Source organism: Streptomyces sp. NPDC043870, from assembly GCF_056435785.1.
Window position 1 is genome coordinate 345,235 of record NZ_JBWKDT010000002.1, and the last position, 22,396, is coordinate 367,630.

The following is a 22,396-nucleotide window of genomic DNA, read 5'->3' on the forward strand; positions in this document are numbered from 1 at the left end:
GCTTTTGGTGGGGGAGAGGCGCACGAAGACAGGGCCCAGCCGGGGGGGGGGGGGGGAGCACCCCCCCGCGCCCCCCCCCCCCCACCGTCGTCTCCGGGGCTTTTACGAGCCGGCAGTGCCGGGTAAGGTTAGGTTAGCCTCACCGATTAGTCGGGACGGGCACTACTTATCGATCCCGCCGGGAGGTGAACCGCGTGTACGTCTGCTCGTGCTTCGGCATCACGGAGAAGCAGGTCAAGGAACACGCGGAGGCGGGTGCCTGCACCCCCCGCCAGATAGCGTCGGTTTCCAAGGCCGGGACCGACTGCGGGTCGTGTGTACGTCGCATTCAGGGCATTCTCGGCCGTGGTGCGTGCCCCCGTCGCGAGCTGCTCGACCAGGGTGTGAAAGCGCTGGCGGTAAGCGCCGAACAGGACCCCGCGCTCAGCGAGGCGGCCTAGCTCTCGGGCTGCTCGATCAGCTGGGCGATGTAGAGCGCCTCGCCGAGCTTCTCGACCAGCTCCAGCTGGGTGTCGAGGTAGTCGATGTGGTGTTCCTCGTCCGCCAGGATCGACTCGAAGATGTTCGCGGAGGTGATGTCGCCCTTGTTCCGCATGACCTCGATGCCGCGCCTCAGGCGGTCGATGGCCTCGACCTCGACCTGCCGGTCGGCCTGGAACATCTCGGTGACCGTCTGTCCGATCCGGACGTGGAAGAGCCGCTGGTAGTTCGGCAGGCCCTCCAGGAAGAGGATCCGGTCGGTCAGGACCTCCGCGTGCTTCATCTCGTCGAACGACTCGGCCCGGGTGTACTTGGCGAGCTTCGTCCAGCCGAAGTTCTCCTGCATCTTCGCGTGCAGGAAGTACTGGTTGATCGCGGTCAATTCGGCGGTCAGCTGCTCATTGAGGAACTCGATGACCTCGGGGTCGCCCTGCATCGCAGAGGCTCCTTCCGCGCGTATGACTGGCCAGGATGCGCGCATCCTCGCACCGTGATCGGGGAGCGTCCAGTAAGTGCCTCCTTAGTAGGAGTTGCCCGAATCGGTGCAGACCTGGTCATGACCACCCCTCGCGGTCTGTCACCATTGAAGGCATGGGTCAGCCGGAGAGCCGGGAATACCGCGAGTCAGAGCAGTCCGAGCTTCCTCCGGGGCAGCGGTTGCAGCGTGGCTGGCCCGTCACCCACTACGGGCCCGTCCCCAAGTTCAAGCCGGACCGCTGGGGGTTCCGGGTCTTCGGCGCCACCGCGGACGGCGACAAGCACTGCTGGAACCACGAAGAGTTCTCGGCGCTCCCGTTCTCGACGGTCGTGGCGGATCTGCACTGCGTCACGAAGTTCAGCATGGTGGGGGCCGAATGGGGTGGGGTGCCCGCCCGGACGATCGTCGAACTGGCCCCGCCGGCGCCGAGCGTCACCCATGTCATGGTCTGGGCCGAGTACGGCTTCAGCGCCAATCTGCGGCTCTCCGACTTCCTCTCCGAGCGCACGATTTTCGCCACCCACATGGATGGTGAGCTGCTCACTGCCGAGCACGGCTTTCCGCTGCGGCTGGTGGTCCCGCATCTGTACGCCTGGAAGGGCCCGAAGTGGGTGCGGGGCGTGGAGTACATGACCGCCGACCGCCGGGGTTTCTGGGAGGAGCGGGGCTACCACAACATCGGCGACCCCTGGCGGGAGCAGCGCTACTCCTACCAGGAGGAGCCGGGGGACGGCCCCGAGCTGTAGGGCCTGTCCGGCGGGACAGGCCCTGGCGCCTGTGGCCGCCGCGCTCAGTGGTGGTACTGGTGGACCACCGCGTGGCCCTTGCCGCGGCCGATCATCCACTTGTTGACCGGGGTGGTGACCAGGAACGCGACGAGGAAGGCCAGGGCGAGCGCCCCCCAGAACAGCCCGTCGGACAGGTGCGCGTCCATCGCGCCCGGCACGACCAGCAGCACACCGTTGTCGACGAGCTCCATCACGGCGATGGAGAGGGTGTCTGCGGCGAGGGCGACCCCGACGGCCGCCTTCAGGCTCAGCCCGGCGCGTACGACCGCCGAGAGCGTCAGCGAGTAGCCGAAGAAGAAGGCCAGCACGATGGCGAGGACCATCGTGGGGGCGTTGCCCCAGCCCAGCGCGGTTCCGATGATCATGCCGAGGACCTCGCCGATGGCGCAGCCGGTGAGGCAGTGAAGGGTGGCCTTGGCGGCCATGGACCAGCTCGCCCCGCCGTGGTGTCCCTCGTGAGCCTCGTGACCCTCGTGCGCGCCGTGCTGCTCGGTGTGCGCGCCGTGCTTGGCGTGCTCGGTGTGCTTGGCGTGCTCGGCGTGCTCGGCGTGGTGGTGAGCGTGTGTGTCGTGCTGCATGAGACAACCCCCATAGCCGGGTAGCGGTTCCTGCCGACAGCAAGAACCGTATACCCCCTAGGGGTATTCCTCAAGCGATCTCAGTCGTCGCGGAGCTTCTTCAGCAGCGCCACATCGGCCGCGTACGTCTCCTTCCCGTGCCGGCCACCGGGGGTCTCGATGATCAGGGGTACGCCGTCGGCCGCGGGGTGGCGCATCAGCTCGCGGAACGGCTCCTCGCCGATGTGACCTGCGCCGATGTTCTCGTGGCGGTCCTTGCGCGCCCCCACGACATCCTTGGAGTCATTGGCGTGGATGAGCTTCAGCCGACCCTCGCCGACCGTGTCCACCAGCAGGTCCAGCGTCCGCCGCGTCCCGTCGGGAGCGGCCAGATCGTGCCCGGCGGCGAAGACGTGGCAGGTGTCCAGACAGACACCCAGCTTGGGATGGGCGTCCAGGGCCTCGAAGTACGGGCCGAAGTCCCAGGTCCTGGAGCACAGCGAGAAGCCCTGACCGGCGGTGGACTCCAGCAGCAGGAACGGGTCGTCGTCGTGCGTCAGCTCGTCGAGCAGCGGCAGCATGCGCGTACGTACCTGGGCGAGCGCCTCCTCGCGCGGCCGGCCTCCGGTGGCCGAGCCGGTGTGGACGACCACGCCCAGAGCGCCGATCTCCCGGCCGCGCTGCAGCGAGTGGCGCAGCGACTCCACGGACCGCTCGACGGTCGCCTCCGTGTGCGAGCCGAAGTTGATCAGATATGGGGCGTGGACGTACACCGGTATGTCCTCGGCCGCGCACTCCGCACGGAACAGTTCGTCCTGCGCCGGGTTCCCGGCCGGTGTCGCCCAGCCGCGCGGATTGGCGACGAAGACCTGCACGGTCTCCGCGCCGATCTCGCGGGCGTACGTCAGGCCGGTCTTGGCGAGGCCGCCGGCCACCGGAACATGGGCGCCGACAGGGTTGCGCATCGGATCTAGAGTCCCTTGGTCTTGATGGTGATCGTGCTGCCCTCGGGGGCCTGCTCGCCGCCCGCGACCGACTGGCTCTCGACGGTGTCACCGAGGAACGGGAAGCCCCGCTCGACCTCGACCTCGAAGCCCGCCTGCTCCAGCTCGCTCTTCGCGGCGTCGGCCTTGTCGCCGACGACGTCGGGGACCTCGATCATCCGGGGGCCCTTGGAGAGCGTGAGGGTGATGGTGTCGCCCTCGGCGGCCTGCTTGCCCTCGGCGGGGGACTGCGTGGCGACCGAACCGGCGTCCTCGGGGGAGTGGACCCGCTCCGCGGCCACCTCGACCTTCAGCCCGGCGTCCTCGAGCGTGCTCGTGGCGCTCTCGACGGACTCGCCGGTGACATCCGGGACGTCGATCGGTGCGCCCTGGCTGACGACGAGCGCGACGGCCGAATCCGGCCGGCGGCCGGTCCCGGCCTCCGGGTCGGAGCTGATGACCGTGCCCTGCGCGAACTCCTCGCTGAACGCCTTGGTGATCACGCCTTCGGCGAGACCGACCTTGCGCAGCGCGCTCCTGGCCTCGGCGAGGGTCTTCCCCTGGACCTCGGGGACCTTGACGATCTCCGGACCGCGGGAGATCACGAGCGTCACCGAGCCGTTGTCGCGGATGCGCTTGCCCGGGCCGGGGTCGATGTCCATGACGCTGCCGCGCTTGTAGACGTCGCTGAAGCCCTTCTTCGTCTGCTCGACGTCGAGGCCCGCGTCGGCCAGCCGCTTCTTCGCCGCAGCCTCGGTCTGACCGAGGACGGGCGGTACGCGGGTGAACTGTCCCGAATTGATGTACCAGACACCGGTGCCCACGCCGAGGAGCAGCAGTGCCGCGACGACGGCGGCGACGACACCACGCCGGGGGGCCGCCGGGACGCGAGGACCGCGCCGGGGCCGGGGAGGTCCGGGCGGCGGCATCTCCAGCCGGCTGGTGCGATGGACGGCCTCGTCCTCGGTGGGCAGGGGCCGGAGGATCACGCTCGTACGGTCGTCGGCGCCGGCGGTTGCGCCGGCGTCCACGGTCCGCGCCTGCGGCGGTACGGCGTCGAGCTGGTCGTCGCCGAGCGCGGCACGGGCCGCGCGGGTCTGCGCGAGCAGCGCCACGGCGTCGTACGGGCGTGCCTCGGGGTTGCGGGCCGTGGCGCTCGCCACGAGCTCGTCCAGCTCCGGGGCCAGCCCGGGGACGGCGGCGGACGGGGCCGGCACGTCCTCGTTGAGGTGCTGGAAGAGGACCTGGGCGGGGGTGTCGCCCGCATGCGGCTTGCCGCCGGTCAGCATCTCGTAGAGCACGACACCGCAGGCGTACACGTCGGCGCGGGTGTCGGCGGTGCCGGACTCGATCTGCTCCGGTGCGAGGTAGGACACGGTGCCCAGCACGGACCCCGAGGTGTTCGTCTCCGACCCGACGGCCCTGACCAGGCCGAAGTCGGCGACCTTCACCCGGCCGTCGTCACCTATCAGCACGTTCTCCGGCTTGACGTCCCGGTGCACGAAGCCGCCCCGGTGCGCCGCCCCGAGCGCGGCCAGCACCGGCTCCATGATGTCCAGCGCCGCCCGCGGCTGGAGCGCACCGCGCTCGCGCAGTACGTCACGCAGGGTGCACCCGGCGACGTACTCCATCGCGAGATAGACGTACGCGCCCTGCGCACCCTGGTCGAACACCCCCACCACGTTCGGGTGGGACAGCCGCGCCACGGACTTCGCCTCCCGGATGAAGCGCTCCACGAACGTGGCGTCCGTCGCGAGCGCCGGGTGCATCACTTTGAGGGCGAGCACCCGGTCGAGCCGGGTGTCCACGGCCCGGTAGACCGTGGCCATCCCGCCGACGGCGATGCGCGCGTCGACGCGGTAGCGGCCGTCGAGCAGCTGCCCGACGAGGGGGTCCTGAAGGGTCGTATCCACGTCGCTGAGTCTACGAGCCGAGCGCACCCGCTCCGCCCCCTCGGGTCGCGCCCGGCCGCTTCCTGCAGCACACCTGTGACCGTGGGGCGATCAGAACGCCGGGCGTTCCGGGTCCAGTGCCGCACGGCCCTCCACCGGGGACGAGGCCTCGGCGAAGTGGCGGCGGGGGATGCGGCCCGCGAGGTGGGCCAGCCGCCCCGCCTCGACCGCGTGGCGCATGGCATCGGCCATGAGGACGGGCTCATGCGCACGGGTGACGGCTGAGGCGAGCATCACCGCCGCGCAGCCCAGCTCCATCGCCAGGGCCGCGTCCGACGCGGTGCCCGCGCCCGCGTCCATGATCACCGGTACCCGTGCCTGCTCGGTGATCAGCTGGAAGTTGTGCGGGTTGCGGATGCCGAGACCGGAGCCGATCGGTGAGCCGAGCGGCATGATCGCGGCGCAGCCGACGTCCTCCAGCTTCCGTGCGAGGACCGGGTCGTCGTTCGTGTACGGCAGCACGGTGAAGCCGTCGTCGACGAGCACCTCCGCCGCGTCCAGCAGCTCGATCGGGTCGGGCAGCAGCGTGCGCTCGTCCGCGACCACCTCCAGCTTGATCCAGCCGGTCCCGAGGGCCTCGCGTGCGAGCCGCGCGGTCAGCACGGCCTCGCCCGCGGTGAAGCAGCCCGCCGTGTTCGGCAGGACCTGGATGCCGAGCCGGTCGAGCACGGACAGTACGGATCCCTGCACGGTCGGATCGAGACGCCGCATCGCCACGGTCGTCAGTTCCGTACCGCTCGCGATCAGTGAGCGTTCCAGTACGTCGAGGCTGGGCGCCCCTCCCGTTCCCATGATCAGACGGGACGAGAAATCCACCCCGCCCAGCACAAAACGGTCATCGGCCATGACTGATCAGCCTCCCTGGACCGCGGTGAGGACCTCGACCCGGTCGCCGTCGCCCAGCAGCGTCCCGGACCACTCGCCGCGCGGGACGACCGTCTCGTTCACGGCGGCGGCGACCCCGGACGGGGCGGCGGTGAGCGTGGCGACCAGTGCGTCGAGCGTCGTGCCGGCCGCGACGTCGCGCGGCTCTCCGTTCACGGACACGGTGTTCACGGACATGGTCATACGGACGACTCCTGACGAACGGGAGAGAAGCGGCGTGGGGTGAAGGGGCGTGCCTCCACCGGGAGTTCACCCGTGACCAGGACGTGCGCCATCGCGTCGCCGGTCACCGGAGTGAGGAGGACACCGTTGCGATAGTGCCCGGTGGCCAGCAGCAGACCGGGCAGCTCCGTCGGGCCGAGCAGCGGCGCGTTGTCCGGCGAACCGGGCCGCAGTCCCGCGCGGGTCTCCGTGAGCGGCAGCTCGGTGATGCCCGGGACCAGCTCATGGGCATCGCGCAGCAGCTCGTACACGCCGCCGGCCGTGACCGTCGTGTCCCAGCCCAGCTCCTCGCTCGTCGCGCCCACGACCAGCTCACCGTTCTCGCGCGGCACCAGATAGACATGGCTGCCGCGCACCACGGCCCGCACCGTGCGCGACAGGAAGGGGGCGTACGGGCCCGGCACCGTCAGCCGCAGCACCTGCCCCTTCACCGGCCGTACCGGAGGCACAAGCTCCGCCGGCAGGCCGTCCAGCCTGCCGCTCAGACTGCCCGCGGCCAGCACGACCTGGCCGGCGGCGACTTCCCCGCCGTCGTCGAGGACCGCTCCGGCGGCCCGGTCCCGTACCACCGTCAGCCGCTCCGCCCAGCGCCGGTGGAAGACCACCCCGGCCCGCTCGCACGCCACGACCAGTGCCTTGGCGAGGCGTCGCGGATCGATCTGGTGGTCGCCGTCCACCCGCAGCCCACCGCGCACACCCGGTGCCAGCATCGGCTCCAGCCGCCGGCACTCGCGCCCGGTCAGCCACTCCGACTCCAGGCCCGACCTGCGCTGCAGCGCGTGCAGTTCGCGCAGATGGGCGCGGTCGTCCGTGTCGAGGGCGACGGCGAGCGTCCCGCAGGAGCGGTATCCGGTGTCCTGTCCGCTCGCCTCCTCCAGCTCGGCGACGAAGTCCGGATAGCGCCGCGCGGAGGCGAGATTGAGACCGAGCAGGGTCTCCTCGCCGTAGTGGAGCTCCGTGACGGCGGCCAGCATGCCCGCCGCGACCTGCGCGGCCCCGCCGCCGGGCCCGGGGTCGGCGAGTGCGGTGCGCAGCCCCCGCTGCGCCGCCCGCCAGGCCGTGACCAGGCCGATGATTCCGCCCCCGATGACGAGCACATCCGCAGAATCCCGTGAATGCATGGGCGTCCAGACCCTCCCTTCGCCGGCATGACCCGGATCAGGTTCGTACGGTCGGAGGCCGCCTCAGCCTCCCTCTCAGCCCGGTGCGTCCGGGCTCCCGCGAGTAGCAGTACGGTGGCCAGCCTAACCCCCGTCCCCAACTGGCAGTAAGGGAGCCCGCGCTGTGCCCCGCTCGCTCGACGGACTTGTTCTCTCCCCGGTCGCCGACCAGGCCCCGGGTCAGGTCGGTACGCGGACCCGGTTCACGTACCACGAGGAGGACGGCCGGATCTGGGCCGATTACGCAGGCGGTGACGTGGTCCGCGGCCATCTCGTCGGCACCCGCGAAGGCGACCGGCTGGACTTCCGCTACGTACAGCTGAAGCGTGACGGAACGACATCTTCCGGGCACTGTGTCTCCACGGTCACCGAGCTGCCCGACGGGCGGGTGCGGCTGGACGAGGCCTGGGAATGGGAGTCCCAGGAGGGCAGTGGCACGAGCGTGGTGGAGCAGCTCCCTTCCTGACGGCCCGTCAGATGGTTAGGGTGGCCGGGTGAGCGAGCAGACAACGCAGAGCCGCCGGGTCGTCATCGTCGGGGCCGGCATGGCCGGCGTACAGACCGCCGTGGCCCTGCGTGAACAAGGTTTCACCGGCACCGTCACCCTGATCGGCGCCGAGCCGCACCAGCCGTACGACCGGCCCCCGCTGTCCAAGTCCGTGCTGCTCGGGAAGGCGGAGGGCTCCGCCCTCGACGTCGACTTCGAAGCGCTCTCGGTCGACCTCCAGCTGGGCCGCGAGGTCAGCGGTCTGCGCCCCGGGGCACATGAGCTGGACACCCCGGCCGGGCCCGTCCCGTACGACGTCCTCGTCATCGCCACCGGCGCCGAGCCGATCACCCTGCCCGGCACCGAAGGCGTCCCCGGCGTCCATCTGCTGCGCACCCTGGACGACGCGGAACGGCTGCGTCCGGTGCTGGAGCGGCAGCACGACATCGTGGTCGTCGGCGCCGGCTGGATCGGCGCCGAGTTCGCCACCGCCGCCCGCGAGGCGGGCTGCGCCGTCACCGTCGTCGAAGCCGCCGACCGCCCGCTGCCGGGCGCCCTGCCCGCCGAGGTCGCCGCGCCGATGGCCGACTGGTACGCGCAGAGCGGCGCGGAACTGCTCACGGACGCGCGCGTCGCGGCCGTCGAGCCGGGAGTCGTCGTTCTCGCGGACGGCCGCAGGCTGCCGGCCGACGCCGTCGTCGTCGGCATCGGCGCACGGCCCGCCACCGGCTGGCTCGCGGGCTCCGGCATCGCTCTCGGCGCGGACGGCTCGATCACCGCGGACGAGCGGCTGCGCACCTCCCTGCCCGACGTGTACGCCGTTGGGGACTGTGCCTCCTTCCCGTCCGGGCGCTACGGCGAGCGGCTGCTCGTCCACCACTGGGACAACGCCCTCCAGGGGCCGCGTACGGTCGCCGCCAACGTCATCGGCAACGTCATCGGCAGCGACACGGGCGAGCTGCCGCAGATCTATGACCCGGTGCCGTACTTCTGGTCCGAGCAGTTCGGCCGCTTCGTGCAGTACGCGGGGCACCACGCGGGTGCCGGGACACTCGTATGGCGGGGCGACCCGGCCGAAGCCTCCTGGTCGGTCCTGTGGCTGCGGGACGGGGTCCTGGTCGCCGTGCTCGCGGTCGGCAGGCCCCGTGATCTGGCCCAGGGACGCAGGCTCATCGAGGCCGGAGCCCGGCTCGACCCGGAGCGCGCCGCCGACCCTTCCGTCCCCCTGAAGGCGGCGGCTCGCTGAGGCTCGGCTACCGACTGTCAGTCCGGGATGGCACGCTTGTCCCGTGACCGAGATTGACGCAAAGATCGATGCCCTCGTCCCCGCCTGGCTCCACCTGCCGGACATCGCGGAAAAGCTGGATGTCGAGGTGACGCGTGTGCGGCAGCTGGTCAAGGAGGGCCAGCTGATCGCCGTGCGCCGAGGGGAGAACCGGACACTTCAGGTTCCGGCCGCCTTCATCAAGGGCGACAAGGTGGTCAAGGGCCTCTCCGGGACCCTGACGCTCCTGAGGGACGACGGCTTCACCGACGAAGAGATGCTGGAGTGGCTCTTCACGCCCGACCCGACCCTGCCGGGCACTCCCGCTGAGGCACTCAGCGAGAATCGCGGCACGGAGGTGAAGCGCCGGGCCCAGGCGCTCGCCGTCTGACGCCGTTCTGAAGACACCACTGGACGCGGTGTACGGACCGGTGGCGGGCGCCCTTCCGCCGCCCGGTCCGCACACCGCCCAACCAGCCCAAACGGGGGAGCACCTCATGTCCACGGTCCGCGCACTGCTGTCCGACGCCCGGCTCTATCTGTGCACGGACGCACGGAAGCGCCAGGGCGATCTCCCGGAGTTCCTGGACGCCGTCCTGTCCTCCGGAGTGGACATCGTGCAGCTGCGCGACAAGGGCATGGAGGCCGGCGAGGAGCTGGAGCACCTCGCCGTCTTCGCCGACGCCTGCCGCCGCCACGGAAAGCTCCTCGCGGTGAACGACCGTGCCGATGTCGCCCACGCCATCGGCTCCGACGTGCTGCATCTGGGCCAGGGCGACCTGCCCGTGCCGGCCGCCCGGGCGATCCTCGGCGACGAGGTGCTCATCGGCCGCTCCACGCACGCCCGCGAGGAGGTCGACGCGGCCGCTGCCGAGCCCGGCGTCGACTACTTCTGCACCGGGCCGTGCTGGCCCACCCCCACCAAGCCGGGCCGTCACGCCCCGGGCCTGGATCTCGTGCGGTACACCGCCTCGCTGCGCCAGGACCGCCCCTGGTTCGCGATCGGCGGCATCGACGCGGGCAATCTCGACGAGGTGCTGGACGCGGGCGCGCGCCGCGTCGTGGTCGTACGGGCGATCACGGAGGCCGACGACCCGGCCGCGGCCGCGGCCGGTCTCACGAAGCGGATACGGGCCCACGGCCAGTAGGCCGATTCGTGACCGATCGGTGTCCGATGGGTGGACTCCGGTTGGGCGACCGGGATGCCCTGGTTAACCTGCGAGTATGGCCCTCGGCACAGCTTCCACCAGGTCGGATCGCGCACGCACCGTGCGCGAGCTGCTCGCCACCGACAAAACGTCGTACTCGTTCGAGTTCTGGGCGCCCAAGACGGAGAAGGGCGAAAGGAACCTCTGGAACGCGCTGCGCCGGGTCGAGGCGGTGCAGCCGAACTTCGTCTCGGTGACCTACGGAGCCGGCGGCTCCACCCGTGCCGGTACGGTCAAGGCCACCCAGCAGATCGCCGCCGACACCACTCTGACGCCGGTCGCGCATCTCACCGCGGTCGACCACTCCGTCGCCGAGCTGCGCAACATGATCGGCCAGTACGCCGACGCCGGGATCAGGAACATCCTCGCGGTCCGCGGCGACCCGCCCGGCGACCCGATGGGCGAGTGGGTCAAGCACCCGGAGGGCGTCCGGTACGCCGCCGACCTGGTCCGGCTGATCAAGGAGTCGGGCGACTTCTGCGTCGGCGTCGCGGCCTTCCCCGAGATGCACCCGCGCTCGACCGACTGGGATGCGGACATCCAGCACTTCGTGGACAAATGCCGGGCTGGAGCCGATTATGCGATCACTCAGATGTTCTTCCATCCGGAGGACTATCTGCGGCTCCGTGACCGGGTCGCCGAAGCCGGCTGCGAAACCCCGATCATCCCCGAGATCATGCCCGTCACCAGCGTGAAGCAGATCGAAAGGTTCGCGCAGCTCAGCAACGCGTCGTTCCCGTCCGCCCTCGAACAACGGATCCGCGCCGTCAAGGACGATCCCGCCGCTGTACGCTCCATCGGTATCGAGTTCGCTACGGAGTTCTGCGCGCGGCTGCTCTCCGAGGGTGTCCCGGGGCTGCATTTCATTACGCTCAACAACTCCACCGCAACGCTCGAAATCTACGAGAATCTCGGACTGCACCAGCAGTCGTGACCGGCCGTACCCGCCGCACCCCCTGGCGGAGGCCGCAGGAGAGGGGCGGGCATGGGCTGGACGGTGCTCTACATCGCGTTCGGCATTGTCGCGCTGTGGCTGCTCGGTGAAGTGCTGCTGCAGTACAAGGCGCGGCTGCGCTGGCGGCTTGTCGCGTTCGCCGGATTCCTGGGTGTGGTCATCGGCGTCCTGATGCCGAACGTGATCGTGATCGCGGTCGGCGCATGCGCCTTCGCGATCGGCCAGACGTACGTCACGCTGTCCTTCCGGCGTGGCTTCTCCACCGGCTGGGCGCTCGGCGGCAGCCCGGGTTCCAGCCGCCGCCGCAAGTCCGGCGACGGCGGCGCCATGCGCGAGCCCACGCTCGAGGTGACCGACCTCGCCTATGGGCCGGCAGACTTCGCGGACCCGGCCGGCCGGCCCGGCCCCGACGGAGCCGAGCCCACGGCCGCGGAGACGACGGCCGTCTACGAGCCCCAGCCTCTGCCGGACGACACCGGGCAGTACGGCATCTACACCGATTCGGCGTACGCCGCGAGCCAGGGACAGGGCCAGAGCGAGACCTTCTACGGGAGTGGCGGCTACTCCTCGGGCTACCCGGACAGCCACTCCCACAGCAGCTACGAACAGCCGGTCGGCGCCCACGACGCCTACGCCGGGCCTTACGACTACGGCACCGGTCAGCAGCAGTACGCCGCGTACTCAGATCCGTACATCGGCGCCCAGGGCTACGGCTCGTACGACAGCTACGGCGGCCAGCAGCAGTACGCCGACCCGTACGCCGCCCAGCAGGGCTACAGCGAGACGCCCCCGGGCGGTGTGTGGGTGCCCCAGCAGCGCGACGGCGAGCAGGTCCCCCCGATGCCGCCGGAGCAGCCCTCGCCGTACGGATACGGCCACCCTGGCTACGAGACCGACTACAACGGCCAGCCGTACCGCTACTGACCGCGCCCGCGGGACCCCTGCCCCCGGGCATCAACCCGTGTGCCTTTCCCCGGGATTCCTGCCCGCGGGCCCTTCGCACCGGCACACAGGGACACCAGCGAACAGGGACTTCGGCACACAGGGACTTCGGCACACCGGCACACCCCGGACACGGGCCTCAGGCACACCCTGGACACGGAGCTCCAGCACACCCGTAGGCAGGGACGCCGGCGGTCACTGCGAGCCGCGGAAGCCCTCGCCCTCGGTGATCAGCCCCGCGACCAGCGCCCCCGACATGCCCGCGTGGGCCAGCCCGCCGCCCGGGTGGGACCAGCCGCCCGCGAAGTACAGCCCGGGCACGGGCGAGGTGTTGGCCGCGGGCAGCAGCTCCCCGCGCGCACCCGCCAACGCCGGGCCGGGCACCTGGTAGGTGCCCGTCTCGCGGAAGGTGTCCGCGGGAGTGCGCACCTCGCGCCACAGCAGCCGCTCCCGCAGCCCGGGAACGGCGGCCTCCGCGGCTTCCACCATCCGGTCCGCGAACGCCTCCACGTCCGTGTCCCACGCTCCCCACAGGTTCTGCGACGACCGGGCACCACCGGCCGGGACGGTCGCGGTCACCGTGACCGCCTCGTGCCCGTCGTCGGGGAGCAGCCGCTCGTCGCCGGGCCGCAGCACCACCACCGTCGGCCGCTCGCACAGCCGTTGTCCCGCGCCGAGCGACTCCAGCTCGTCCGCCCGGTCGGCCGAGTGCACCACCGTCCGATGGGCCGCGCCCGCCTCCCGGGCGCCGCGCAGCGCCAGACAGACCGTGACCCGTCCGGTCCGTAGCGCCGTCTGGTGGCGCGGCCAGTCGTCCTGGTGCTCCCACTCCAGGACCTGGTCCCGGTACAGCGCGGGGACCGGCGCGCCCGCGACCACATGGTCGGCCTCGACGGCCCGGCCGTCCGCCAGCTCGACGCCGACCGCCCGGCCGTCCTTGGTCCGCACGCCCGTCACCTCGGCACCGAAGACGAACTCGACCTTCCGCTCGCGGCACCGCTCGTGGACGGCGTCCGCCAGCGCCCGCATCCCGCCCCGGACGTACCAGCTTCCGAACGTCTGCTCCATGTACGGCAGGACGGCGGCGGAGGCGGGCGCGGTGGCCGGACCGAAGCCGTACGCCAGGGCGTGGCTCTCCAGCAGCGCCGCCAGCCGTGTGTCGCGCAGCTCCCGCCTGCCCACCTCGGCGAGCGTGCGCGCCGGGCGCCGCAGCAGCCCGCCCTTCAGCGCCGGGTAGGGGTCCCGGGTGAAGGGCGAGGGGTCCGCGGGCAGTGGCTCCTCCAGCAGCGGCCGGCGCGAACGGTCCCAGGCATCCCGGGCGCGGCCCAGGAACTCGCCCCACCGCTCACCCGCACCCGCCCCGAGGGCCGCGTCCAGCGCCGAGACGATCCCCGCCCGCGAGGCATTCGGCAGCGCCACGTCCGTACCGTCCGCGAAGACGTGGCGGCTCGCCGGGTCGACCTGGACCAGCTCGACACAGCCCTCCAGCGGCTCCTTGCCGGTCTTGACGAACAAGTCCCGCCAGACGGCGGGCAGATGCAGCAGCCCCGGACCGGTGTCGAAGGCGAAGCCGTCGCGCCCGAACCGGCCCACCGAGCCGCCATAGGTCTCCGCGCGCTCGTACACCGTCACCCGGTGGCCTGCCACAGCCAGCCGGGCCGCCGCCGCCATGGCGCCCATCCCGGCGCCGATCACCGCAATCCGTGCCATGTCAGGGACTTTATCGGCCGCCACTGACAGTCACGGTGGCGGTGGCCCCGGCGGGCCCGCCGCCACGCGTCTCTCCTCGCGGCGCTGCGCCCTGCGGCGCAGGAAGCAGCGGATCCGCACAAGGGGGAGTACGGACACGGACGCGATCGTAACCAGCCCACCCGCCGCACGGGTGGGGATCAGTACGGGCTTCTGAGTATCCGTACCTAGTCCGCGAGATGAGTAGGTACGCGGATGGGCTCCCACCTGCGCGGACGGAAGAGTGGACGTCACGGAAGGGGGCGCGGCGCCGGCACCGCCGGCACGGGGCGGCGGAACGGCGCGGCGCACCTGACCGAACGGGGGTTGCCCGGACCGACAGCACCACAGGGCAACGGGGAATCGGGGGATACGGGGGAACGGGGAACGGGGGGAAACGCCGGTCCGGTGAAGCTCGGGGGGATCGAGCTTCGCCGGACCGGCTCTCTTTGTGCCCGCATGCCTGGTGTGCAGGCCCTAGCGGCCGCTCACACGTCCGTGCAGCAGCCGCGACAGCGCCGCGTGGACGTCGTCGATCGAGCGCTCCCGCTGGAACGCCTGCCAGTCCAGCGCCGCGACCAGCACCATGCCGACGAGCGCGGCCGCCGTGAGCGGAATGTCGATCTCCTCGCTCAGCTCGCCCCGTTGGACGCCCTCCGTCAGGACCGTTTCGACCACGGCGACCGCCTCCTGACGGACCACCATCAGCGTGGACTGCCAGGCCCGGTTGGTGCGCCAGAGCTCGGCGACGTACAGCTGGGTGAAGGCCGGGTAGCGGTCGATGAAGCCGAGACCGGCCTTGATCATCGCGTCCAGTGCCTCGACCTTGGTGCCGCCGCGCTCCTCCGTCTCGTCGGCGGCCGCCTGGAGCGAGGCGGTGAGGAGCCCGACGCCGTACCGCAGCAGCTCCTCGAAGAGTTCGGTCTTGCTCTTGAAGTTGTAGTAGACCGTGCCCTTCGCGACTCCGGCGCGCTCGGCGATCTCGTCCACCGTCGTCGCGGAGAAACCCTGTTCGGCGATGAGAGTGACGGCCGCTTCGTAGAGCTTGGCCCGCGTCGCCTGTCTCCGGGTGCTGCTGCTGTTCATGGCGTCGATTCTCACAGGTTCGGCAGCTCTCACAGGCTCAGCTCGGGATGAAGACGGTCGAACGTCCACACCTGCTTGCGCCGCGCCGATACGGCGGTCAGCGCGAGAGCTCCGAGGGTGAAGGCGACCAGTACGGCCGTGGCCTGCCAGACCGGGCCGATTCCGCCGCCCGTGATCAGCCGGCGCAGCGACTCGACGACGTACGTCATCGGCAGGAAGGGGTGGATGGCGTTGAAGAACGCCGGGCTCGTCTGCACGGGATAGGTGCCGCCCGCCGAGGTCAGCTGGAGCATCAGCACCGCCAGGACGAGAATCCGGCCGGCCGCCCCGAAGCGGGCGTTGAGCCACTGGATGATCGCGGCGAAGCAGCACACCACCAGGGCCAGGAAGCCGACGGTCCCGGTGGCGCGGGCCATCCGCAGGCCGAGGCCCCAGTGCAGCACCGACATCAGGGCGGCGACCTGGAGCAGACCGATCGCGGCCACGGGCAGCCAGCCGGCCAGGGCGATCCGCCAGGCGGATGCTCCGGCGGCGAGGGCGCGCCGGTTGAGCGGCTGGATCAGCATGTACGCCACCATCGCGCCCACCCAGAGGGAGAGCGGGATGAAGTACGGGGCGAAGCCGGTGCCGTAGTTGTCCGCCTTGTGCAGCGACTGGGAGGCAAGCTGCACCGGATCGGCCATCACGTCCGTACGGCGGTCGCGGTCCTTCTTGTCGTAGTCGGGGATCTTGCCGACGCCGTCGTTGAGACCGCCGGCCAGCTCGCCGGAGCCGTCGACGAGCTTGAACATGCCGCCGTCCAGGTCGTTGGCACCGTTCTTGAGCCGGCCGACTCCGGAGTCGAGGTCGGTGGAGCCCGTCTGGGCGCTGGTCAGCCCGGTGTGGATCTGGCCCGCTCCCTTGGCGATCTTGTGGGCGCCGGTGTTGAGCGCGTTGATCTTGGCGACGGCGGACTCGACGTCCTCGTCCAGGGACGGGGAGCGGTCCGCCAGGGCCTTCGCCTGCTTCTGGAGGTTCTTCAGATGGGTGTCGAGCTGCTTCAGACTGCTGTCGTTGTCCTTGATGAGCGCGTTGACGTCGTCGGCGATCGCGGCGGCGTTCGCCGAGGCGGTCTTGGCGCGCTCCAGGGCGGGACAGGCGGTCGCGTCGGGGAGGAGGGCGTCCTCGCAGCGTGCCTTGTGGATCGCCGCCAGGTCGTCGGCGGCCTTGTGGGCGGTGGCCGCCGCGCCCGGCGCGGTCTTCACCAGCAGGCTCAGACTGTTCCGGGCCGCCCCGGAGGTGTCCTCGACGAGGCGCGCCGTATCGCCGACCATTTTGCCGTTGTCCTTGAGGTACGGACGGACGTCCGCGGCGATCCCGTTGACCTTGTCGGCCAGCAGCTGGGTCTTGCCGGCGAGCGTCGCCGTGCCCGTCTCCAGTTCGCCGGCGGCCTTGTTGAGCCGGGTGATGCCGCCCGCGAGCTTTCCGCTGCCGTTCTTCGCGTTCTCCAGGCCGTTGGCGAGGTCCTTCGAGCCCTTCTTGGCCTTGCCGATCCCGCCCTTCAGCTCGTCGGCGCCCTTTGCGGCCTTCTCGGTCGCGTCATGGATGTCCGAGAAGGAGATGAAGATCTTGTCGAGGAAGGAGCGGGAGGCGTTCTTCGAAGCCGACTTGCGCACCTCGGAGAAGACCGACCGGGAGATCTGCCCGACGATGTAGTTGTTCGCGTCGTTCGTCCGCACCTCCAGCGCGCCGGTCTCCGGGGCGTCGCCCGAGGCGGAGGCGATGCGCTTGCTGAAGTCGGCGGGCATGGTGAGCGAGAGGTAGTACGTGCCGTCCTCGACGCCCTTGCGGGCTTCCCCGGCGCTCACCTCGTGCCACTCGAAGACCTCGCTCTCGCGCAGGCCGTCGGTGATGTCGTCACCGGCGGTGATCTTCTTGCCGGCCGCGGTGGCGCCCTTGTCGTCGTTGACGAGTGCGACGGGAATCCGGTCGAGACGGCTGTACGGGTCCCAGAAGGACCACAGATACAGGGCGCCGTAGAGCAGCGGAAGCAGCAGGATCGCGACGAGCGCGGCCCGCGGCAGCTTGCCCCTGCCGAAGCGCTTCAGCTCAAGCGCGGCCAGTTTCGGCGAGCGCATCGGCCGCCCCCTCCTCGGTGTCGTCTTCGTGCGTGGTGGCCGCGGGCGTGCCGGTCGACGGCTCCGTGTCCCCTGCGGGCTTCGTGTCCCCTGCGGGCTCCGCGGACTCAGCGGGTTCCGTGTCCCCTGCGGGCTTCGCGGGATTCTCGGGCTCCGCGGGCTTTTCGGCCTCGGGTGCCGCGGGCTTCACGGTGGGCCCGGGCTTCACGGGGGCGCCGGATGCCTCGGCCGCGTTCGTACCCGTACGGATCACGACCGCGTCCCGCGGGGCCTCGCTGCACACGGCCAGCACCGTCGTGCCGTTCGCCGCGACGCCGCGGAGGAGCTCCCACGCCTCCGTCCGGTCCGCGTCGGAGAGCTTCAGATCGGTGTCGTCGAGGGCCAGCAGCCGGGGCCGGCCGATCAGCGCGAGGGCCACGGAGAGGCGGAGCGCCTCCAGCCGTTCCAGATCCCGTACGGCCGTGCGCCCCGCCTTCGGCAGGGTGTCCAGGTCGAGGCCCGCGGTGTCCAGCGCCGCCTCGATACGGCTCCGCGCGGCCGCGGACCGCTCCGCCCGTGGCCTGAGCAGCGCGCGGACCGAGCCGTCGAACCGCCGCTGGAGCAGTGCACGCTCACGCAGATGCTCGTCGACGGTCAACGCCGGGTCGAGCTCGCTGACGCCCGGCACCGGGCCGAGCGCGGCGACACGGCGTACGGCCGCCATCTTGCGCGGCAGCCGCAGCCCGCCGATCTCCGCGTGGCCCTCGGTGGGCTTCATCCGGCCGGTGAGCGCGAGCAGCAGGCAGGTGCGGCCCGAGCCGGACGGGCCCTCGATCGCGACGAGCGAGCCGGGCCCGGCCTGGACGCTCACCCCGCGAAACGCCCAGCCTCGCGGGCCTCTGAGTCCGAAGTCCTCGGCGCCGACCGCCGCCCCGTGCGGGCTGTCCACGCAGCCTCCCCTTTTGAACTGACTGGTCAGTGCAAAAGTTACCCGGGACCTGCGACCGAAGCAAAATCGGGGCCGTCAGCGCTGGTCCGGCTCGATGCCCGCCACCATCTCGGCGAGCCGTGCACACACGCGTTTGATCTCCTCATGGGTCTCGTTCCGCTCGGTGATCACGGCCGCGAGGAGCAGTGCCGTCAGTGCCGTGGCGCCGTTGAAGGCCTGCAAGGTGACCATGTTGGCGAACAGGTCCTGACCCGCGAACGGGCCCACCTCGCGGGCCGCGGCGAGGATCGTGAGCGTCGACACCACCAGCGCGCACGGCGCCGCCCCGGCCAGCTGGAACCGGAACGCGGCCCAGATCAGGACCGGGAAGACCAGGAAGAGCAGGGACGGGCTGGCGGTTCTGGTCGCCAGGAGAGTGGCGATGAGCGTGCACAGCGTCAGCGCCCCCGCCTCGGCCCAGCGGCGGAGAGGGACATCCCGGGGCCATCGGGCCCTGCGGAGCACGAGCAGGAACGGGGTGACCACCAGGACACCCATCGCGTCCCCTGTCCACCACACCGACCAGGCGGGCCAGAAATTGGACGGCTCCAGAGCCCCGGCGAGCAGGAGCACGCCGCTGCCCACGGTCGCACTGATCAGCATCCCGCCCAGTGCACCGAGGAAGACCAGCGCCAGTCCGTCCCGCAGCCGGTCCAGGTCCTCGCGGAAGCCCGCACGGCGCAGCAGCAGATATGCGCACACCGGCGCCAGGGTGTTCCCGGCGGTGATGCCCAGGACGGCCGCCAATGACGGGCCGATCGACACATTGACCAGGAAGGCGCCGAGCGCGATGCCCGGCCAGCACCGCAGGCCGAAGAAGAGCAGGCCGGCCAGGGCCAGGCCCGTCGGAGGCCAGAGCGGCGTGACCTGGCCGCGCACCAGCTGCTGGATGAGCCCCAGCCGTGCGGAGCCGTAGTAGGCGGCGGCCACAGCGAGGATCCGCAGCGCCGCGGAGCCGTAACTCCGGATCTCCTCGTTGCGCACTCCAGCAGTCTGCGCCGCCGACGGGCCCGCGGCGACTCAGGTGGCGCACAGCGGTTACCAGGGATCGTCCGCGTACTGCTCCTGCGGATGAGGAGGACCGTCGTACCGGGCGACCAGGACGGCGGCATCGTCGCTGTGGCCGGTCAGCTCGGCCACCTCGATGACGGCGGAGGCCAGCCTGTCGGGATCGTCGTCGCCGACCCGGGCGTTCACCAGCCGGGCCACCTCCGCCAGACCGTCCTCCATCGGGTACGACGGCCCTTCCACGACTCCGTCCGTCAGCAGGACGAGCACCCCGGCCTCCTTCAGCCGCCGCCGGGTCACCGGGTACTTCTCGTCCGGCACGATGCCGAGGGGCGGGCCGCCGTTGTCGAGTGCGATGCCCGCACGGCCGTTGACCGTGGCCCACACCATCGGGACATGGCCGGCGCGGGCGATCGCGAGACGGCCGCTGACCGGGTCGAAGCGCAGGAAGCAGCAGGTCGCGAAGAGGCCGAAACCCATCGAGAGCAGCAGGTCGTTGGCGCGGCTCAGCACCTCTCCCGGATCGCTCGTCGCCCCGGCGAGGGCCCGCAGGCTGGTGCGGACCTGCCCCATGAACGCGACGGCCTCCACGTCATGGCCCTGCACATCGCCGATGGCGACCGCGATCGAGCCGTCCGCCATCACGAACGCGTCGTACCAGTCCCCGCCCACGTCCAGCCCGTCCCGCGAGGGCGCGTAGCGGCCCGCGATGCGCAGCAGGGGCACCTGCGGGAGCTCGGGCGGAAGCATATGGCGCTGCAGGGCCATGGCCAGCTCGACCCGCGCCCGCTGGACCTTGATCCGTTCCAGGGCCTGATCCACGAGCCGCCCGAGGGTGACCAGCAAGGCCTGCGCACTGTCGGGCGAGTCACTGCGATCTCCGCGCATGACTGCTCCGAAGGTTCGCGCGTACTCCACGAATCACCTTAGCCCGCACCCGACCGCACCACCTCCACAGGGAAAAGGCCAGGTCGGAGCCGATTGTCAGTGGTGGCGTCCACGATGGACACATACGGCCACAGTGCCGTCACACGACGACAGGAGGTTCGTCATGGCCAGCTCCTACGCCGCTGCCGCACGCCGGCTCCGCACAGGCGGCCCTGCCCCCTCACTGACCGGTCCCGCGAGCGATGTCCACCCCGTGCTGCGACGCTCCTCGGCGCCGCCCGCAGCACTCGACCTGCTCGGCCAGGCGCGGGCGGGCCTCGACGAGGCCGCCACCCTGGACACGCCCAACGAGCGGTACGCCACCGCCCATCTCGCCGCGCTGCGCACCGCCGCGGCCGTGCTCGCCGCCCGTGGCCGGCCCGAGACCGGCCCGCGCCGCCGGACGCGGATACGGTCCGCCTGGGAAGTGCTCCCCGAGATAGCCCCGGAGCTCACGGAGTGGAGTGCGCTGTTCGCCTCCGGCGCCCGGCGCAGGGCGCGCGCGGAGGCGGGCATTCAGGGCGCGGCCAGCGCCCGTGACGCCGACGATCTGCTGCGCGACGTGGCCATGTTCGTGCGCCTGGTCGAGCGGCTGTTGGTGCTCCAGCCGGCGCTGCCGCAGCCCCGGCCCGAGCAGCCGGGGAAGGGAGAAGCCGCGGGATGACGGGGACGCCCGGTTGAGGCAATAGGGTGGAGCGAGCCTGCATCGTTCACGCCCCGTCAGCCGGGGCGGCACCGCGCCGAGGAGTCAACTGCCGTGTCGGACCAGCTGCGCCCCCGCGCCTCCCTTCGTACCGCCGTGGTCTGGGAGGTCCTCACGGACGCCCTGGACCGCCGGGTCAAGGCGACCGGGAGGGACGCCCTGGACGTGCTCGACACCGGCGGCGGGTCCGGCAACTTCGCGGTGCCCGCCGCCCGGCTCGGTCACCGTGTCACCGTCGTCGACCCCAGCCCCAACGCGCTGTTCGCGCTGGAGCGACGTGCTGCCGAGGCCGGGGTCGCCGACCGCGTGCGCGGCGTTCAGGGTGATGTCCACGGGCTGTTCGACGTGGTCGAGCGAGAGGGCTTCGACACGGTCCTGTGCCACGGCGTGCTGGAGTACGTCGACGACCCCGCCGAAGGCGTGCGGAACACGGTGGAGGCGCTGCGCCCCGGCGGATCGCTCAGCCTGCTCGCGGCCGGACTCGGCGGTGCCGTCCTCGCCAGAGCCCTGGCCGGGCACTTCACCGAAGCCCGCCACGCGCTCAGCGACCCGGCGGGGCGCTGGGGCCAGGGCGACCCGGTGCCGCGCCGCTTCACCGCCGAGCAGCTCACCGAGCTGGTCGCCGGGGCGGGCCTGGCGGTCGGTTCCGTACACGGCGTCAGGGTCTTCGCCGACCTGGTTCCTGGCGTCCTCGTGGACACCGAGCCGGGCGCCCTGGACGCCTTGCTCAAGCTGGAGGAGGCGGCCGCCGAGCTGCCCGCGTTCCACTCGGTCGCGACCCAGCTCCACGTTCTGGGCGAGAAGCAAGGCTGAGCTGTCGCCGCCCCGTCGCTGCCAGCCGCTGATCAGGGGCGCAGCTGCAGATGGAGTACGCCACAGGCCACCCGATCGGGACGTTCGCCCCGTATGATCGGGGGACACCATCCGGCATGACGGACAGGCGGTTGGGGAATCAAGGCCTCAGCAGTCGATCCGGCATGGCGGCCCCGAAGGCAATTGGGCATTGGGCGGGTTTCACGGGGGCGATTCCCTGCCTATCCTGAAAGGGCCGCGTACCGGTCGCCCCCAGCGACCGACGACTAGGAGGACTCCGTGCCGCTCTCGGAGCACGAGCAGCGAATGCTCGAGCAGATGGAGCGAGCGCTGTACGCCGAAGATCCCAAGTTCGCGACAGCGCTTGAGGGAAGCGGGCTGCGTACGTACACCCGGCGACGGGTCTACCAGGCGGTCGTCGGCTTCCTGGTGGGTATCGCGCTCCTCATGGCCGGAATGGTCACCGTGCAGATCTGGCTCAGCGTGGTGGGTTTCCTCGTCATGCTCGGCTGTGCGGTCCTCGCGGTCACCGGCTGGCGCAAAGCGCCCAAGCCGGGTGAGCACGGCGGCCCCGGGGCCCAGGCCACAGGCCGACAGCCCAGGCAGCGCCGGTCGATGATGGACCGGATCGAGCAGCGGTGGCAGCGCCGCCGCGACGAGCAGGGCCACTGAGCCCATCTGATCTT

At 71.3% G+C, this 22,396-nt stretch carries 24 protein-coding genes and 1 riboswitch; of the genes, 11 read left to right on the forward strand and 13 right to left on the reverse strand.

Annotated elements, in window-relative coordinates; translation table 11 throughout:
• The first annotated feature begins 185 nt into the window (after positions 1-185).
• Entirely contained in the window at positions 186-440 is a 255-nt protein-coding gene (locus AC0699_RS04015; RefSeq protein WP_478655276.1) for a (2Fe-2S)-binding protein, read from the forward strand.
• On the opposite strand, the gene bfr is transcribed toward AC0699_RS04015, so the two are convergent.
• Positions 437-916 carry a bacterioferritin gene (gene bfr, locus AC0699_RS04020; RefSeq protein ID WP_478655279.1) on the reverse strand — a complete coding sequence of 160 codons (480 nt, stop codon included), beginning with the start codon at positions 914-916 and terminating at the stop codon, positions 437-439. The genes AC0699_RS04015 and bfr overlap by 4 nt on opposite strands.
• Positions 917-1,071: 155 nt before the next feature.
• Between bfr and AC0699_RS04025 the strand changes: the two genes are divergently transcribed.
• Positions 1,072-1,704: a sulfite oxidase-like oxidoreductase gene (locus AC0699_RS04025; RefSeq protein ID WP_478655282.1), complete on the forward strand. Its 633-nt coding sequence runs from the start codon at positions 1,072-1,074 to the stop codon at positions 1,702-1,704.
• Between the two features lie 44 nt (positions 1,705-1,748).
• Here AC0699_RS04025 and AC0699_RS04030 read toward each other — a convergent pair whose 3' ends face one another.
• The 6 genes from AC0699_RS04030 to thiO form a co-directional block, all read right to left on the reverse strand.
• Positions 1,749-2,324 (reverse strand): DUF4396 domain-containing protein, encoded by a 576-nt coding sequence (locus AC0699_RS04030; protein ID WP_478655284.1) that lies wholly within the window; start codon positions 2,322-2,324, stop codon positions 1,749-1,751.
• A gap of 80 nt (positions 2,325-2,404) precedes the next feature.
• Complete coding sequence (locus AC0699_RS04035) at positions 2,405-3,268, reverse strand: deoxyribonuclease IV (protein WP_478655286.1); 864 nt, start codon at positions 3,266-3,268, stop codon at positions 2,405-2,407.
• A 5-nt stretch (positions 3,269-3,273) separates the two neighbouring features.
• The gene (gene pknB, locus AC0699_RS04040) at positions 3,274-5,199 is read right to left on the reverse strand and encodes a Stk1 family PASTA domain-containing Ser/Thr kinase (protein WP_478655288.1); all 1,926 of its coding nucleotides are present in this window, start codon (positions 5,197-5,199) and stop codon (positions 3,274-3,276) included.
• Between the two features lie 90 nt (positions 5,200-5,289).
• The gene (locus AC0699_RS04045) at positions 5,290-6,084 is read right to left on the reverse strand and encodes a thiazole synthase (protein ID WP_478655290.1); all 795 of its coding nucleotides are present in this window, start codon (positions 6,082-6,084) and stop codon (positions 5,290-5,292) included.
• 6 nt (positions 6,085-6,090) lie between these two features.
• The gene (gene thiS, locus AC0699_RS04050; protein ID WP_469768525.1) at positions 6,091-6,300 is read right to left on the reverse strand and encodes a sulfur carrier protein ThiS; all 210 of its coding nucleotides are present in this window, start codon (positions 6,298-6,300) and stop codon (positions 6,091-6,093) included.
• Between the two features lie 2 nt (positions 6,301-6,302).
• Complete coding sequence (gene thiO, locus AC0699_RS04055; RefSeq protein ID WP_478655292.1) at positions 6,303-7,466, reverse strand: glycine oxidase ThiO; 1,164 nt, start codon at positions 7,464-7,466, stop codon at positions 6,303-6,305.
• Positions 7,464-7,577, reverse strand: a riboswitch (TPP riboswitch). (Overlaps the previous gene by 3 nt.)
• Positions 7,578-7,629: 52 nt before the next feature.
• Between thiO and AC0699_RS04060 the strand changes: the two genes are divergently transcribed.
• The 6 genes from AC0699_RS04060 to AC0699_RS04085 all read left to right on the forward strand — a co-directional run bounded on the left by AC0699_RS04060 (position 7,630) and on the right by AC0699_RS04085 (position 12,343).
• Positions 7,630-7,971 (forward strand): avidin-fold protein, encoded by a 342-nt coding sequence (locus tag AC0699_RS04060; RefSeq protein ID WP_478655294.1) that lies wholly within the window; start codon positions 7,630-7,632, stop codon positions 7,969-7,971.
• Positions 7,972-7,999: 28 nt separating this feature from the next.
• Positions 8,000-9,238 (forward strand): NAD(P)/FAD-dependent oxidoreductase, encoded by a 1,239-nt coding sequence (locus AC0699_RS04065; protein ID WP_478655295.1) that lies wholly within the window; start codon positions 8,000-8,002, stop codon positions 9,236-9,238.
• 43 nt (positions 9,239-9,281) lie between these two features.
• Positions 9,282-9,647, forward strand: coding sequence for an Rv2175c family DNA-binding protein (locus AC0699_RS04070; protein ID WP_453665815.1), 366 nt, complete (start codon positions 9,282-9,284; stop codon positions 9,645-9,647).
• Positions 9,648-9,753: 106 nt separating this feature from the next.
• Entirely contained in the window at positions 9,754-10,404 is a 651-nt protein-coding gene (gene thiE / locus AC0699_RS04075; protein ID WP_478655298.1) for a thiamine phosphate synthase, read from the forward strand.
• A 76-nt stretch (positions 10,405-10,480) separates the two neighbouring features.
• Entirely contained in the window at positions 10,481-11,398 is a 918-nt protein-coding gene (metF, locus tag AC0699_RS04080; RefSeq protein ID WP_478655301.1) for a methylenetetrahydrofolate reductase [NAD(P)H], read from the forward strand.
• Positions 11,399-11,449: 51 nt separating this feature from the next.
• A complete protein-coding gene (locus AC0699_RS04085; RefSeq protein WP_478655303.1) occupies positions 11,450-12,343 on the forward strand; it encodes a hypothetical protein in 894 nt (297 codons plus the stop codon).
• 213 nt (positions 12,344-12,556) lie between these two features.
• On the opposite strand, the gene AC0699_RS04090 is transcribed toward AC0699_RS04085, so the two are convergent.
• From AC0699_RS04090 to AC0699_RS04115, 6 genes are all read right to left on the reverse strand, one after another.
• Positions 12,557-14,071 carry a phytoene desaturase family protein gene (locus AC0699_RS04090; protein WP_478655305.1) on the reverse strand — a complete coding sequence of 505 codons (1,515 nt, stop codon included), beginning with the start codon at positions 14,069-14,071 and terminating at the stop codon, positions 12,557-12,559.
• A gap of 495 nt (positions 14,072-14,566) precedes the next feature.
• The gene (locus tag AC0699_RS04095; RefSeq protein ID WP_478655307.1) at positions 14,567-15,175 is read right to left on the reverse strand and encodes a TetR/AcrR family transcriptional regulator; all 609 of its coding nucleotides are present in this window, start codon (positions 15,173-15,175) and stop codon (positions 14,567-14,569) included.
• 29 nt (positions 15,176-15,204) lie between these two features.
• Positions 15,205-17,292, reverse strand: coding sequence for a YhgE/Pip family protein (locus AC0699_RS04100; RefSeq protein ID WP_478655309.1), 2,088 nt, complete (start codon positions 17,290-17,292; stop codon positions 15,205-15,207).
• Positions 17,264-18,220: an ATP-binding cassette domain-containing protein gene (locus AC0699_RS04105; RefSeq protein WP_478655311.1), complete on the reverse strand. Its 957-nt coding sequence runs from the start codon at positions 18,218-18,220 to the stop codon at positions 17,264-17,266. The genes AC0699_RS04100 and AC0699_RS04105 overlap by 29 nt, the downstream gene beginning before the upstream one ends.
• A 75-nt stretch (positions 18,221-18,295) precedes the next feature.
• Positions 18,296-19,243: an MASE1 domain-containing protein gene (locus AC0699_RS04110; RefSeq protein WP_478655313.1), complete on the reverse strand. Its 948-nt coding sequence runs from the start codon at positions 19,241-19,243 to the stop codon at positions 18,296-18,298.
• A gap of 54 nt (positions 19,244-19,297) precedes the next feature.
• The gene (locus AC0699_RS04115; protein ID WP_478655315.1) at positions 19,298-20,155 is read right to left on the reverse strand and encodes a PP2C family protein-serine/threonine phosphatase; all 858 of its coding nucleotides are present in this window, start codon (positions 20,153-20,155) and stop codon (positions 19,298-19,300) included.
• Between the two features lie 163 nt (positions 20,156-20,318).
• On the opposite strand from AC0699_RS04115, the gene AC0699_RS04120 reads away from it, so the two are divergent.
• The 3 genes from AC0699_RS04120 (at position 20,319) to AC0699_RS04130 (ending at position 22,382) form a co-directional block, all read left to right on the forward strand.
• Complete coding sequence (locus AC0699_RS04120) at positions 20,319-20,858, forward strand: SAV_6107 family HEPN domain-containing protein (RefSeq protein ID WP_478655318.1); 540 nt, start codon at positions 20,319-20,321, stop codon at positions 20,856-20,858.
• A 93-nt stretch (positions 20,859-20,951) separates the two neighbouring features.
• The gene (locus tag AC0699_RS04125) at positions 20,952-21,710 is read left to right on the forward strand and encodes a methyltransferase (RefSeq protein ID WP_478655321.1); all 759 of its coding nucleotides are present in this window, start codon (positions 20,952-20,954) and stop codon (positions 21,708-21,710) included.
• A gap of 279 nt (positions 21,711-21,989) precedes the next feature.
• Positions 21,990-22,382, forward strand: a complete 393-nt coding sequence (locus AC0699_RS04130) for a DUF3040 domain-containing protein (RefSeq protein WP_478655324.1) — start codon at positions 21,990-21,992, stop codon at positions 22,380-22,382.
• Positions 22,383-22,396: the final 14 nt, after the last annotated feature.